The organism is Marinococcus salis, assembly GCF_054971365.1.
This window is the reverse complement of record NZ_JBQOJB010000019.1, coordinates 19,553-33,065: the sequence shown is the minus strand read 5'-3', so window position 1 is coordinate 33,065 and position 13,513 is coordinate 19,553. Positions and strand designations below refer to the sequence as shown.

General features: G+C 45.5%; 16 protein-coding genes and 1 pseudogene. 2 read left to right on the top strand and 15 right to left on the bottom strand.

Annotated elements, in window-relative coordinates:
* Nucleotides 1-8: 8 nt before the first annotated feature.
* The 6 genes and pseudogenes from corA to ACTTK6_RS13540 all read right to left on the bottom strand — a co-directional run bounded on the left by corA (nt 9) and on the right by ACTTK6_RS13540 (nt 5,470).
* Nucleotides 9-962: a magnesium/cobalt transporter CorA gene (corA, locus tag ACTTK6_RS13565; protein ID WP_462833685.1), complete on the bottom strand. Its 954-nt coding sequence runs from the start codon at nt 960-962 to the stop codon at nt 9-11.
* A gap of 105 nt (nt 963-1,067) precedes the next feature.
* Nucleotides 1,068-2,189 (bottom strand): alanine dehydrogenase, encoded by a 1,122-nt coding sequence (gene ald / locus ACTTK6_RS13560; protein ID WP_462833684.1) that lies wholly within the window; start codon nt 2,187-2,189, stop codon nt 1,068-1,070.
* A 103-nt stretch (nt 2,190-2,292) separates the two neighbouring features.
* Entirely contained in the window at nt 2,293-2,742 is a 450-nt protein-coding gene (locus ACTTK6_RS13555) for a PucR family transcriptional regulator (RefSeq protein WP_462833683.1), read from the bottom strand.
* 62 nt (nt 2,743-2,804) lie between these two features.
* Nucleotides 2,805-3,044: pseudogene (locus ACTTK6_RS13550) on the bottom strand (hypothetical protein); the annotation flags it as partial.
* 130 nt (nt 3,045-3,174) lie between these two features.
* Entirely contained in the window at nt 3,175-4,584 is a 1,410-nt protein-coding gene (gene rlmD / locus ACTTK6_RS13545; RefSeq protein ID WP_233133486.1) for a 23S rRNA (uracil(1939)-C(5))-methyltransferase RlmD, read from the bottom strand.
* Nucleotides 4,571-5,470, bottom strand: a complete 900-nt coding sequence (locus ACTTK6_RS13540) for a DNA-3-methyladenine glycosylase family protein (RefSeq protein WP_462833680.1) — start codon at nt 5,468-5,470, stop codon at nt 4,571-4,573. Before ACTTK6_RS13540 ends, rlmD begins: the two co-directional genes overlap by 14 nt.
* Before the next feature lie 265 nt (nt 5,471-5,735).
* Here ACTTK6_RS13540 and ACTTK6_RS13535 point away from each other — a divergent pair, with 265 nt between their 5' ends.
* Entirely contained in the window at nt 5,736-7,268 is a 1,533-nt protein-coding gene (locus ACTTK6_RS13535) for an AbgT family transporter (protein ID WP_462833678.1), read from the top strand.
* A 41-nt stretch (nt 7,269-7,309) separates the two neighbouring features.
* Here the strand turns inward: ACTTK6_RS13535 and ACTTK6_RS13530 are convergent, their stop codons facing one another.
* The 6 genes from ACTTK6_RS13530 to ACTTK6_RS13505 all read right to left on the bottom strand — a co-directional run bounded on the left by ACTTK6_RS13530 (nt 7,310) and on the right by ACTTK6_RS13505 (nt 11,451).
* The gene (locus tag ACTTK6_RS13530; protein ID WP_158219196.1) at nt 7,310-7,915 is read right to left on the bottom strand and encodes a histidine phosphatase family protein; all 606 of its coding nucleotides are present in this window, start codon (nt 7,913-7,915) and stop codon (nt 7,310-7,312) included.
* A complete protein-coding gene (locus tag ACTTK6_RS13525) occupies nt 7,915-8,106 on the bottom strand; it encodes an SE1561 family protein (RefSeq protein WP_094909001.1) in 192 nt (63 codons plus the stop codon). Before ACTTK6_RS13525 ends, ACTTK6_RS13530 begins: the two co-directional genes overlap by 1 nt.
* Complete coding sequence (locus tag ACTTK6_RS13520; protein WP_462833675.1) at nt 8,103-9,476, bottom strand: MATE family efflux transporter; 1,374 nt, start codon at nt 9,474-9,476, stop codon at nt 8,103-8,105. Before ACTTK6_RS13520 ends, ACTTK6_RS13525 begins: the two co-directional genes overlap by 4 nt.
* 39 nt (nt 9,477-9,515) lie before the next feature.
* Nucleotides 9,516-9,902 carry an OsmC family protein gene (locus tag ACTTK6_RS13515; protein WP_462833673.1) on the bottom strand — a complete coding sequence of 129 codons (387 nt, stop codon included), beginning with the start codon at nt 9,900-9,902 and terminating at the stop codon, nt 9,516-9,518.
* A gap of 169 nt (nt 9,903-10,071) precedes the next feature.
* A complete protein-coding gene (locus ACTTK6_RS13510) occupies nt 10,072-10,872 on the bottom strand; it encodes a VLRF1 family aeRF1-type release factor (protein ID WP_462833671.1) in 801 nt (266 codons plus the stop codon).
* 150 nt (nt 10,873-11,022) lie between these two features.
* The gene (locus ACTTK6_RS13505; RefSeq protein WP_079474328.1) at nt 11,023-11,451 is read right to left on the bottom strand and encodes a hypothetical protein; all 429 of its coding nucleotides are present in this window, start codon (nt 11,449-11,451) and stop codon (nt 11,023-11,025) included.
* A gap of 216 nt (nt 11,452-11,667) precedes the next feature.
* On the opposite strand from ACTTK6_RS13505, the gene ACTTK6_RS13500 reads away from it, so the two are divergent.
* A complete protein-coding gene (locus tag ACTTK6_RS13500) occupies nt 11,668-11,829 on the top strand; it encodes an FbpB family small basic protein (RefSeq protein WP_143745382.1) in 162 nt (53 codons plus the stop codon).
* A gap of 146 nt (nt 11,830-11,975) precedes the next feature.
* Here the strand turns inward: ACTTK6_RS13500 and ACTTK6_RS13495 are convergent, their stop codons facing one another.
* The 3 genes from ACTTK6_RS13495 to msrA all read right to left on the bottom strand — a co-directional run bounded on the left by ACTTK6_RS13495 (nt 11,976) and on the right by msrA (nt 13,511).
* Entirely contained in the window at nt 11,976-12,425 is a 450-nt protein-coding gene (locus ACTTK6_RS13495; RefSeq protein WP_079474327.1) for a ferritin-like domain-containing protein, read from the bottom strand.
* Between the two features lie 104 nt (nt 12,426-12,529).
* The gene (gene msrB, locus ACTTK6_RS13490) at nt 12,530-12,973 is read right to left on the bottom strand and encodes a peptide-methionine (R)-S-oxide reductase MsrB (RefSeq protein WP_027847418.1); all 444 of its coding nucleotides are present in this window, start codon (nt 12,971-12,973) and stop codon (nt 12,530-12,532) included.
* Complete coding sequence (msrA, locus tag ACTTK6_RS13485; protein WP_462833669.1) at nt 12,960-13,511, bottom strand: peptide-methionine (S)-S-oxide reductase MsrA; 552 nt, start codon at nt 13,509-13,511, stop codon at nt 12,960-12,962. The genes msrB and msrA overlap by 14 nt, the downstream gene beginning before the upstream one ends.
* Between the last annotated feature and the right edge of the window lie 2 nt (nt 13,512-13,513).

Sequence of the window (13,513 nt, the reverse complement as noted above, 5' to 3'; positions counted from 1 at the left end):
CTACTCTTCTATTTAAAAATCTTAAACCATCCATTTCGTTTAAACAAGCCCAGCAGTACTACTGCTATAAGGAACATTACCCCGAGCGCTATAAAATATCCGTACCTGTATTCAAGCTCCGGCATATAAACAAAATTCATGCCATAAAGCCCCGCGATAAACGTCAGCGGGATAAAAATGGTCGATACAATCGTGAGGGTCATCATAATAGCATTCATTCGGTTTGAAGCCATCGTTTGGAAATTATCCCTCATATCTGAAGTCATTGCCCGATTGGATTCGATCATTTCTGTCACCTTAAGCAGATGATCGTAAATATCCCGGTAGTATTCCCGCTGTTCGGTAATTAGGTTCAGACGTTCCACAAACAGTACGCGGTATACCAGATCTCTCATAGGAACGATGGTTCGGCGCAGTCTCAGCAAGTCTGACCTTAAATCGAATACTTCTTCTATCAGCTTACCATAGGAAAGCTCCGAGTTGCTTTCCTCGATCTCGTTCAGGCGGTCTTCAATTTGTTCTAGCACCGGAAAATACTCATCCGTCATTTTATCAATAATGTGGTAGCTGACATCATCAGGATTCAGCTCTGCCCCTTCGGCCCGCAGCTTTTTCCAGGAATAGTTCACTGCCGAAGACGGGGCTTCATGATATGTAACGACAAAATTGGGGCCAAGAAACATACAGATCTCTTCAGCTCCAAGCGTTTCTTTATCAAGGGCATGAAGAACAAAAAAACTGTAGCCGTCATAGGTATCATGCTTTGGACGCTGACGTTCTGTATAACAGTCCTCGATAGCCAGAGGATGAAAGTGAAACACTGAATCTAGTGTATTGGTTTCCTCCGTCGAGGGAGAGGAATAGTCAATCCAATACCATTTCCACTCGTACTTTTTAAATTCATCCAACGTAATATTATTTACTGTCTTTCCCTCAGCGTCGATACCGGCACAGGAAATCATCGCAGTACCCCTCCCTTCCTATGGACAGCAGCTCCCTGGTGACTCTGCTGCAGTTATTTTTCTAAAAGAAAACGGGGTACCCATGCCGGGCCCCCGCTCCATATTTTACAACATCGGAAGTATTTCGTCTAATGAGGCGTAAGGATAACCTAAATCCTCTGCTACTGCCTGGTACGTAACCTTTCCCTTCGCGGTGTTCAGCCCTTTGCCAAGCGTTGGGTTATTTGAAAGGGCCTTTGCCGCGCCCAGATTTGCGATCTGGAGCGCATAGGGAATAGTGACATTTGTTAAAGCGATCGTTGATGTTCTCGGAACTGCTCCCGGCATATTTGCCACAGCGTAGTGCACTACTCCATGTTTTTCATAGGTGGGCTGGTCGTGCGTCGTCACCTGGTCTGCCGTTTCAATGATACCTCCCTGATCGATCGCGACATCGATCAGTACAGAGCCCCTATCCATGCTTTTTACCATTTCTTCTGTTACCAGCTTTGGCGCTTTAGCTCCGGGGATAAGCACAGCTCCAATGACCAGGTCTGAACGCTTCACTTCTTCTGCCAGGTTCAGGGGGTTGCTGCTCAGTGTCTGAATCTGGCCGCCGAAATCTTCATCAATCTGCCGGAGCCTGGAGGGGCTCAAGTCGATGATAGTTACATTGGCCCCAAGCCCGTGAGCGATACGGGCTGCATTCGTACCGACAACGCCCCCGCCGATAACTGTTACATTCGCTTTTTTTACTCCCGGTACTCCCGAAAGCAAAACGCCCTTTCCTCCATGTACACTTTCCAGAAATTGTGCGCCTACCTGGGCTGCCATCCGTCCTGCTACTTCGCTCATTGGTGTTAAAAGCGGAAGCGTATGATTCTCCTCAACTGTCTCGTATGCCACTGCAGTAACCCCGCTTTCAGTCAATGCTTTGACCAATTCAGGTTCAGCTGCCAGATGCAGATACGTAAATAAAATCAAGTCTTCGCGGAAAAATGGATATTCTGAAGCTAGTGGTTCTTTCACTTTTAGTATCATCTCTGCCTGTTGCCACACGTCTGCAGCCTTAGTGATAATTTTCGCCCCAGCTGCTTCATATTCTTCATTTGAAAACCCGCTTCCTTCTCCCGCATGGTTTTCAACGTGTATTTGATGGCCAGCTTTTGCTAAATGCACAACACCGGCGGGCGTAATGGCTACCCGGTTTTCATTGTTTTTTATTTCTTTGGGAACCCCTATTATCACGATCCATCGCCTCCTCTAATACCTTTTCTATTAGTATAGCGTGTTTCCTGGTCATAAGCATTGGCGGAACAAAATAATCTTCCCATTGTCTATTTGTGATTTTTCACAACTGGCTTGTTTGTTTTTCTTTCAACAACTCCAGTTCCAGCAGCAGTGTCCATTTTTCATGGGCCGTATTGAGCCTTATCCCCGCAATCGCCTGCATTCTTTTCAAACGATAAGACAATGTATTCGGGTGCACATGAAGTATTTTGGCAGCTGCATTGACATTGCAGTCTTCACTAAGATAAATGTAAAGCGTGCTTAAAAGCTCTGTCTCATTTTCTGCATCATAATCAAATAAGTTCTTTAAGGAAGGATGGGTAAACGTTTCTTCGTCCCATCTTTGCAAAAGTACAGGAAAAAATCGATAGTAACCCGCTTCGTGCAAAAAATAATAGTGGGATGGAAGCTGGCGAACCTGTTTTTTTAAATCAAGCATGGTTAACGCCTGGCTGTATCCGCCCGCCACTTCTGTATAACGATGACAAATTTCAGATGCCGCGATGGCCATAAGCGTATCTCCATACCGTTCCTGCCATACCCTGTGCATTTGGCGTAAGAAAGCAGATTCTGTTGATGAAGACTTGGAATTACTCCCTCGTTCCACAAACGGTGAATCACTTCTTCCGGCACCCGCCGCCCCATGATCGTTGCCGTTCGTGCTCCGTCAGTAACCTGTGGATGGCCGCTGTAGGCAAGCAGACGGTGTGTCGCATCCTCTATGGTGACCGGACCTTTGAGTGCTTCACTAATAAAATCGGCAAACTCGTTTAAGGAACTGGCAGCATGCTGCCAAAGCTGTTTTTCAAACATAAATTTCCGCTCTCCTTTCCTGCTTTATAAAAAAAGGTAGAGCAGCAGATTGGCCAAAATGGTAAGAATAATAGAGACAATCAGGCTGATACCGAGCCAATACAAGCACATTGCTGTTCACCACTCATGTTTATTTTTTTCCTTTTTTCTCCGGTTTGTATACAAACGGCACCACTGCTTCCACCTGGGAGGTCTGAGGGAACATGTCCACCGGCTGGGCATATTCTGGATGGTATCCTGCTTTTTTCAGGTAAGCGGCATCCTTGGCCAGGGTGGACGGGTTACAGGAAACGTATACGAAGCGTTTAGGCTTTACTTTTCCAATCGTATTTAACAGTGCCTCCCCACAGCCTGTGCGCGGCGGATCCGCGACTATTACATCCGGACGCCAGTTTTCCTTCTGCCACTGCAGCATCATCTCTTCTGCCTTTCCGTGGTAGAACCTGGCGTGGGAAGCTCCTGCCTGTTTGGCATTTTTGTTGGCGTCCTGAATACTTGCTTTAATCATGTCCATTCCACGTACTTCTCTGGCGTCCGGGGACATCCATAGACCAATAGTGCCGCTGCCACAGTAAGCATCGACCACTTTTTCCCGGCCCGTCAGCTTCGCTGCCTTTTTCGCTTCGTCATAAAGGGTGGAAGCCTGCTCGGAGTTCAGCTGGAAGAATGCTTCCGGCGATAGATGAAACGAGAAATCCTGCATGTTATATTTGATCGTGTCTTTTCCCCAGAGGCGTTTGGTCGTACCACCAAAAACAGTCGGACTGCTTTCATTCTGCACATGATGATGAATTGATTTTATTTCTGCGAACGAAGAACGGAGGAAATCTACCAGCTCTTCCTGCTCCGGCAGGTCCACCGAAGACGTTACAAGCGTGACCTGAACCTCGCTTTTTTGTTCATTTGCCCGCACGACGATGGTTTTTACCCCTTTTTGGTTACTTGTGTGAACAGGCACCTCTTCATTCTTCATAAATACGGTAATTGCCTTAGTAATCTTATTTAAAATCGATTTTTCCACCATACAGCCGACATTAGTGAGATCCACCAGCTGGTTGGAATCACTCGAGTACAAACCCGCTTCCACTCGCCCTTTTTTTCCTTCTCCCGTCTGCCACTGGCTTTTGTTTCTATATCTCCACGGATTTTCCATGCCGATCGTTTCACGGATCTCGGGTACCGTGGGGGCGTAACGTTCAAATGACTGCAGCACCAGATCCTGCTTCATCCACAGCTGCTCGCCGTATTCAGCGTGCTGCAGCTGGCAGCCGCCACAAATTTTGTACACCGGACAGGGAGCTTTCTGGCGGCTCGGTGAAGCTTCACGAATATATTTTATGCTTGCGATCGCACGATTTCTCTTCACTTCCTCTACCTGTCCAACGATTACTTCGCCTGGAAGGGCACCTTCAACGAATACGGCCTGGCGTTTAAAATACCCAATTCCTTCTCCGTTAATGCCTATTCGTTTAATGGTCAGCGGAAATTCCTGACCCTCCTGAAGCGGTTGACGTTGTTCAAACTTTTCATTTTTCGGCACGCATATCTTCTCCTTTATCTGGTATTTCCATATGAAGCCATAAATAAATACTTGCATAGCTGTTGTAGGGGCTCCACCGTCTGGCCCATTCTGTAATTTCTGTCTTAGACGGTTTGGCTTCAAGCCCAAGCAGCTTCTTTAACCCGTTTTGCACACCGATATCAGCAGCAGGCATCAGGTTTTCCCTTCCGAGCCCAAATAACAAAAAGCATTCTGCCGTCCAGGAGCCTATACCACGGTGCTGCGTGAGCTCTTTTATGACGTCCTCATCGGTCTTTTTCTGAAGAGAATCTATATCAAGCGTTCCTTGAACTATACTCTTAGAGACATCTACGACGTACTCTGCTTTCCTTTGGCTGAACTGCAGGCGGCGAAGTTCGTCTGGATGTATCACGGCCGTTACTTCGGGACCAGGATAAAACCATACTCCGTCTTTAAACACCCCGTACGTCTGGGCGAATCTTGTTGAAAGTGTATAGGCAAAAGCCATATTCAATTGCTGATGAATAATCGTTTTTATAAGACAGCCGTATAAATCAAAGTCACACGTGAGCGGCGCCCCGTAGAACCTGCGGAACAGCGGCTCTAATTCCGTTCCCTGAAAATGTCCGGCTGCCTGCTCCAGGGGCTGATGAAAGCGAAAAATACGTTCAATTTTATCCACAGCCTCCTGTTCTCTGCTCTCCGGAGCCTCTATATATACATACGTCTTCGATTGATGCTCAACAAATCCAAGGGTTACTGTATCAAGCTGCCTCTCACCTGGCAGAGGCAGCTTCACTTGTCTTTGATCAATATCTACATTATACAGCGGATCGAGTGCCATCCGTTTCAGCATCAGCTGAACATCATATACGGACGGGAGCTGCCTTATTATCTGCTGCACAGTAATTACGTCCTTTCATGAAGCTTTGTTATTTTATCACGTTTACCCATGTTCACGCGACCTGCTCCCCGATGCACTTGGGATTCTGCAATATTTTCTTTTTTTAGGAGAAAAGCATTAATTTTCAATAAATTGTTATTTATTTTTTCCGTTCTATTTTCCTATTCTCGACGAAATGGCTTTCTTCCTTTGTTTTCATTCATTACAATAAGCTTTGTGCACTTATGATACTTTCGTCATTTTTAAACGAATTAGGAGGGAAATTATGAGCTCTTCTGCACCAAAGTCGACCATGCTGCAGCGGTCGCTGAATTGGATTGAACGAGTTGGGAATAAGCTTCCCCATCCGGTTACTCTGTTCGCCATTCTAGCCGCGCTTGTATTGGTATTATCTGCCATCCTTTCTGCTGCCGGCCTGCAGGTGGAGTCTCCTGGGGAAGAGGGAGAAACAGTCCAGGTAACCAATCTGCTTTCATCTAGTGGAATTGAATACATATTCACCAGCATGGTGGACAACTTTATTAACTTTGCCCCGCTCGGAGTGGTGCTTGCTACCATGATCGGTATTGGCATCGCTGAGCGTACTGGATTAATCAGTGTGCTTCTTCGCGGATTTATCCTATCCATTCCTAAGTCCTTAATTACCTTCGGCCTCGTTTTTGCCGGGATCATGTCAAGTGTAGCTTCGGATGCCGGTTATGTGGTGCTGCCACCGCTCGGCGCTATCCTCTTCGCCGCACTCGGCCGGCACCCACTAGCAGGTCTTGCTGCCGCCTTCGCCGGGGTTTCGGCGGGCTTCAGCGCCAACCTATTGCTTTCCGGTACCGATGTCCTGCTCGGTGAATTGAACATCCAGGCGGCTTCCACCATCGATCCGGCGTATGCTGAACAGATGAACCTGGCGATGAATTACTACTTTATTATTGTATCTACTTTCTTTTTGGCTATTATCGGCACATTCGTGAGTCAGTTCGTCGTCGAGCCCCGGCTTGGGGAGTATAAAGGCGAATACCGGGAAAACCTTACGTCCCTGTCCGGGACAGAAAAGAAAGGAATTTTATGGTCAATGGGGTCAGCGCTTTTAACTATTATCCTGCTTGCGCTGCTCATTGTTCCGTCTAATGCTCCGCTCCGCGGCGAAGGAGGAGCTGTTGTTCAGTCGCCGTTTATGGATTCCCTTGTTGTCGTAATTATTATAGCTTTCTTTATTCCCGGCCTTGTATACGGTATTGTAACAAAAAATATAAGAAACGATACCGACGTTGCTAATCAGCTGTCTGATACGATGGCAAGCATGGGCATGTTCATTCTTCTTGCCTTCACAGCCGGCCAATTTGTTGCTTATTTTGAAGAAACCAACCTGGGTACATTTATGGCTGTATACGGCGCGGATTTTTTACAATCCATTAATCTTACCGGTATTCCTTTAATCTTAGTATTCGTATTAATTGTCGGATTTATTAACCTGTTTATTGGAAGTGCCTCTGCGAAATGGGCAATCCTCGCCCCAGTGTTCGTTCCGATTATGATGCAGCTTGGCTATTCGCCGGAATTAACACAGATGGCTTACCGCGTGGCAGATTCCTCCACCAACATTATTACGCCGCTAATGACTTACTTTGCAATTATTATCGCGTTTGCCCAGCAGTATGACAAGAATATGCGCATCGGCTCCCTGATAGCGGTTATGCTCCCTTATTCGATTGCATTTCTCATATTCTGGGCCTTGCTGCTTGTCGTATGGATGCTTACCGGACTTCCGCTTGGTCCAAATGGCCCTATCGAATACAGCGGATAAACATGAAAAAAGCAGGAGCTGCAGCTCCTGCTTTTTTCATGTTACTCTAAATGTGTAATCCGGTTAATGTATTGAATAGAAGCACGGTCTTTTCGAAAGTGAATCCTGGACACCCCCGTGTTGTCGATACGCATGGAACGCTGGAGCGATACCCAGTTGTCTTTGGCCAATAAATACATAAAAAAGATGGTAATGAAGCCCCCGTGCGAAACAACTGCAACCTGGTCCTTCTCTTTCCATTCTTCTGTCAGCTTATGATATAACCAGGCACACCGTGCTGTCAGGTCGTTTTTTGTTTCCGCCCCTTCCACTTCGGCGGTTAAAAGGTCTCGTCCAATGAGGTCCGGAAATTCGTTTTGAATAACCTCTCTTGCTTTTCCCTCGAGCACGCCTAAATGTACTTCACGAAGCCGCTCATCGGTGGATATGTCCACCTGCTGAAAGTCTGCCAGGGCCGCTGCAGTGCCAGATGCCCTCATTAAATCACTTGCAATTACAGCGTCGAACTGAACCTCGCGAAAGTAACTGCCCAGCGCTTCTGCCTGCGTTTGGCCATGCCGGGTTAATGGATAATCCATCGATCCCTGCAGCACTTGGGCGTAGTTTCCTTCTGATTCCCCGTGGCGGATAAAATAAACATCGGGCATTAGTAATCCTTCCAATCCGGCTGAAACTGGCGGCATTTAATCCGCAGCTGCTCCACCATTTCTTCGAGTCTCTTCATTTCTGATTCGGAGCCTTCTTCAGGATCAATATTGTCCACCATCGTTGAAAGCAGATGCAGACGCTGTTTAATATACTGAAGCTGCTGGTTTTTATCGTGTATTGGCGTGCTCATGACGCTCCCCCTTTTTTCTTTTCTTCTTTAAATATATCAATACGGTTCCAGCCGCCAAATATATAATAGCTAGCCGAAATCACAGCGCTGATCACAAAGCTGGCGCCTATACCAAGTGCGATGCCGTTTTCCCCTATTCTTTCGGAGAAGAACCATGCAAGTGGAAAACGCAGCACCCAGAAGGAAATGATATTGAGGGCAAGTACTTGGATCATAGCCCCGGAACTGCGTACAATACCGTTCAACACGAAATTTATTCCTAAAAACGGGTAAAAGAATGCGACAATCTGCAGGTACGTTTTACCATACTGAATGGTCGCTTCGTCATTTACAAACAGCCCCATTAAAAACTCGGCCAGTAAAAAGACGGCTGTGCTCATGGTAATCGAGACTATTAAAATTAAAATCAATGCATTCTTCGCAATAGAGCTGATCCGGTCCCAGCGGTTAGCCCCAATATTCTGCCCTGCCATACTTGTGATGGCAGAACCAAGCGTGGTAGCCGGAAGCATAATCAGGCTGTCCAGCCGCTGGGCTGCCCCGTACCCGGAGAGCACCACGGCGCCAAACGAGGTGACCACTGTCATAATCGCAAGCTGGCCTCCAGAGATCGCCATCATTGATAGGCCCGCCGGAAGTCCGAGCTTCATAATGCGCTGGAATTCTGCTTTCTCCGGGATGCTCGGCACAGCAAACGGCAGGCCCTTCACGAGAATCATGTAAACGATTCCGAACACAAATGCGCTCCCCTGGGAAATAACCGTCGCAATTGCTGCTCCCTGGATCCCCATATCAAAACCCGAAATAAACAGCGGATCGAGGAAAATATTCAGCCCTACAGCGAGCATGATGAAGCGCAGCGGTGTCTTGCTGTCGCCGACCGCACGCAGGACAGTGCCTATAAAATTATAGCCAAACAAAAAGACAATACCAATAAAATTAATGCGTAAGTATATGACTGCACTTTCCAGGACGTCCGGCGGCGTCCCCATCCACGTTAAAACGGTAGGCGCTGCAAAAAAACCTATCGCTCCAAGAATAATTGCAAGCGTTCCTAAAACCGAGACAAAAGCATTGAGAGACCGCTTCAAGCCCTCATCGTCGTCAGCCCCCACCCTCTGGGAAAGCACTGTTAATGTTGCACTGTTAATGCCTATAATAAAAGACAGCACAGAAAACAAAATGGTGGAAGCCAGAGAGACTGCCCCCAGGGCCTCTGCTCCGATTAAATTACCGACCCACAAACTGTCCACGATTTGATAAGAGCTTTGAAGCAGGTTCCCAATAAAAATAGGAAAAGCAAATATCACCATTTTTTTCATGATACTGCCTTCCGTGAAGTCTAGCTGGTTACTTCCGGCGTTTGCCATACTTTTCTCTCCAATTCTCTTCTAAGACCTTCCGCACTGCTAGTTGGAAAGAAGTTCAAATGTTTCTGTTACCGCAATGCTGTCTTTGACTGACTGAACCATCGAACAGTTTTTCTTTGTCCACTCCATATTCTTTTGCATTTGAGCTTCCGTCACGTTTTCTGCCTTTACGGTAAAGTGCAGGTGGATGGAGGTAATTTTATTCGCCTCTTTCTCATCGCGCTCCACCTCTGCTTCTATTTGAATATCATGCACCGTCTGGTGTCTTTTATTCATGATCTTTCGCAGTACTCCGCCACTGCATACCGCAATTGAAGACGTCATCAGCTGAAAAGGGCGAAAGCCATACTCTTCCTCCCCAGAAACAAACAACTCTCCGTATTCTGTTTTTGTTTGAAATCCTCCATCAGTCATTGAAAATTTCATTATATTCACCTCTTTAAAAGTATCATTCGTGTTGTTATCTTATCTAAATATAAGCTTATCGCCAAACAAAAGGTATTATATCAAAAACTCCGTTGTTTTGTGCAGAGGCTCCGTTTATTCATGAAAAAAGCAGCTGCTATTATAATAGCAGCTGCCGCACTCATACCGTTTAGCGTACGTTTTCAGGATAAATTTCATTTAATATTTCATGCGTTGGCGTAGAGATTAAGTTTTTGTTGATAACTTCTTTTACCCTTTCACCCATGTTCTCTTCCAAGTCTTTAGCATATTCTTTATCGCCAATAATATATGCTGTATCCAGGCCGCGGTTTTTCATCTGTTTGTTGATAACAGGCGCCAGGCTCTTATACCAACGATGACGGTTTTCTTCAAAACGCTTTTGGACTTTATCTACCTGTGTAGAACCCGAAGCCGTCCGGTCAGCCGATGCTGTGCCTTTGTATTCCTGCCAGTCTTCGCTGTCCACATCCCAGTGGAACTGCATTTCTTCGCGGACTACCCCCATGGAAGTATCGATCAGGTAAACATCCTGCTTGTTTGTCAGAAGGATTGCTGTAGGCGGGAAGGTTTTTTCGAGCTTTTCGAGCTGCTCGGTCTGTGGCGTTGGTTCCCACATTACTTCTGTCTCCACCGGCACCTGGAAAATGTCCGATTCCCAGGTGGAGCCGTCACCAGAAGCGAAAATGATAATACTTTTCTGCAATTCATCGCGGTGATCTTCAATGTATTTTTCAATATCATCGGTAATTTTTTTGATCGCGTTTTTTTCATTTTTCGTTTCGCTCTTATCTGCATATTGCTTTAAGCCATTGACAGCCTTTTTGTATTTAATTTTCCATTCTTCGCTAGGCTGTCCGCCTTCGCCAATATCTGTGTTCAAATAAAAGGAAACAAAACCGTATTCATCCTCTTTATTTTTTAACTGCTTTAAATTGTTTGTAATTCCCATTGTCTGTTGCCCCTTTCCGTGACTGTGTTAACTGTTCTATTATCATTCTATATGATGTATTTCCTTCGTAAGGCCAAGGTAAACGTCAAATGCAGTAATAATTTCAAACCACTAAAAAAAGCAGGTTCAAATGAAAGAACCTGCCCTTTATTATGAAGAAGAATGCGTATCTTCAGCTTGCTGCAGCTGGCCTGCATTACTGTTAGAAGAACTGCTTTCGATCGCTGTACTTTCTTCTTTTAATTCTTTTAATTCACCCGTAGTTTCAAGCGTGGTTGTTTTTGCTTTCATCAGAGTTTCTTTTAAACTGTTCACCCGGTTGACGATCTCCTGGATATCTGTGCTTGCCGACTGAAGCAGCTCCGAATAATAATTCGAGGTTTCCCTTAACGTGGAAATAATCGATTCTCTATTTTCTGAAAGAAACTGCGACGTGTCATTCAATGTGGAAGCTGTCTGCTTCGTGCCGCCAACAATAGGAGAACGGGTTTTACGGGTGCTGAGTAATACAATAACGGAGACAACGCCCCCAAGGATTAAACCAATTTTAAGTGCTGTGTTTCCATTTTCCTCTGCCATCACTATCCATCCTTTCGGCTCTACATATATTAATACCTATACCACATTTTACATGAATTTATTCTTTTTTACTTTATCTTATCAAAAAAAATCTACCTTTCGGAAAAAGAATGTACTTTTCACCATATTTTCAAAATTTAATGGGTTGTCAAACGCGTGCTATAGGGTAAACTAGTGGTCAGCAGGAGTATAACAGAAGGAAAGGAAGATGTTGGCATGAGAAAACCACAGAGACTTTCATTTGATGACTTAATGGAAGCAAACAAAAATGAACTCAAAAGCAACAAGCAGGCACTTGATTCCATAGACCGCAAGCTTGATGAAAAGAAATCCAAAGAAGTATACGTCCGTCCGGCCACTAAAAAACGAGCCAACTAAAATCGCTGCAGGGATGGCAGTCATCCGGGTATTTTCATGCCATCCTTATATAATCCAATTATTTTTTGAAAATTCCGTCATTAGTGGCGGCTACTGTATATCCCTAACATAAAAAAACCGCCTCCCGGCGGCTTTTTTACTCTATTTTACAGATCGGAACCTTCAAGAATGCGTTCAATTTCTTCTTTATGACCGGTCTCATCAGAAATGAGGTCTTCAAGTTTGTTTTGAAGCTCGATCATGTTCAGTTCTTCTGCCTGCTGGGCACGTTTAGTATAGCGCTCAATTGTGTCTGCTTCAGAATCACGGGCAGCTTCAAGCATTTCGCGAACCTGGAACGTCTGCTTAATATCAGCAGGTTTTGTCGTCGGCGTGCCGCCAAGCGTACGAATTTTGGAAGCAATGTATTGAGCGTGGCCCTGCTCGTCACCGATTTCATCTTCAAACAATGGTCTGAGCATAGGTGTGTGAATGCCGGAAACCACAGCTGCGTAGTTTGTATACATAATAGCTGCTGCATATTCGTGTGCTAAGTCGACGTTAAGTCCATCGATTAATTCCTGTACTTTAGGATCGTTTTCTCTTACGCGTTCCATGAATAAATTCCTCCTGTCGTCTGTTTAGTGCAATTGATGTTTTCTCATAGTTGTAACCTTCCAAAGTATATTTTACCCTTTTTCAGGCTGAAAAAACCTCTTTTTTATTTGAACAGGTACAGATATTCACTGTAACCCTGCTCTTCAAGCTCATTGACCGGGATAAATTTAAGAGCAGCCGAATTGATACAATACCGTAAGCCTGTTGGTTCAGGGCCATCCGGAAATACGTGCCCAAGGTGGGAATCTGCTTCATCGCTGCGGACTTCTGTTCTTCTCATCCCTAAAGAATCATCAAAGTTTTCTTTAACTTCACTTTCCTTTAAAGGCATGGTAAAGCTTGGCCAACCACAGTTGGAGTCAAATTTATCCTTTGAACTAAACAGAGGCTCTCCGGAGACAACGTCTACATACAGACCTTCTTCTTTATGATTCCAGTATTCATTTTCAAACGGACGCTCAGTGGCATCGTTTTGAGTCACTTCATACTGCATTGGGGTTAAACGCTGCTTCAGTTCTTCTGTACTGTATTTTTTATTGGTGCTCATTCTGCTCACTCCAGTAATTGTTTATAAATCCTTCACGGCCGGAGCCTTTCCGGTACATCATATAGTGAAAACGATTTTTGTGATGATAATCCTGATGATATTCTTCGGCCGGATAAAACACCCCGGCTTCCCTGATTCTCGTTACCACTGGTTTTTTAAACGGGCCGTTCTCATCAAGCTCCTGTTTGGAAGCTTCCGCGAGCCGGTGTTGTTCTTCATCGTGGTAAAAAATATTTGTCGTGTACGATTCCCCGCGGTCATTAAACTGACCACCCGGATCTGTAGGGTCAATCTGGCGCCAAAATATTTCGAGCAGCCGTTCATACGACACCACCGATGGGTCGTATTTCATCTGGATAGCTTCTACGTGACCGGTAGTTTCTGAACATACTTCCCGGTACGTCGGGTTTTCTGTATGCCCGCCGGTATATCCCGACATAATATCGCAGACTCCTTCCTGCTGTTCAAAGGGACCTACCATACACCAAAAACACCCTCCGGCAAAGGTGGCCAGCTTCGTGTTTTGTTCTTCTGCCATGT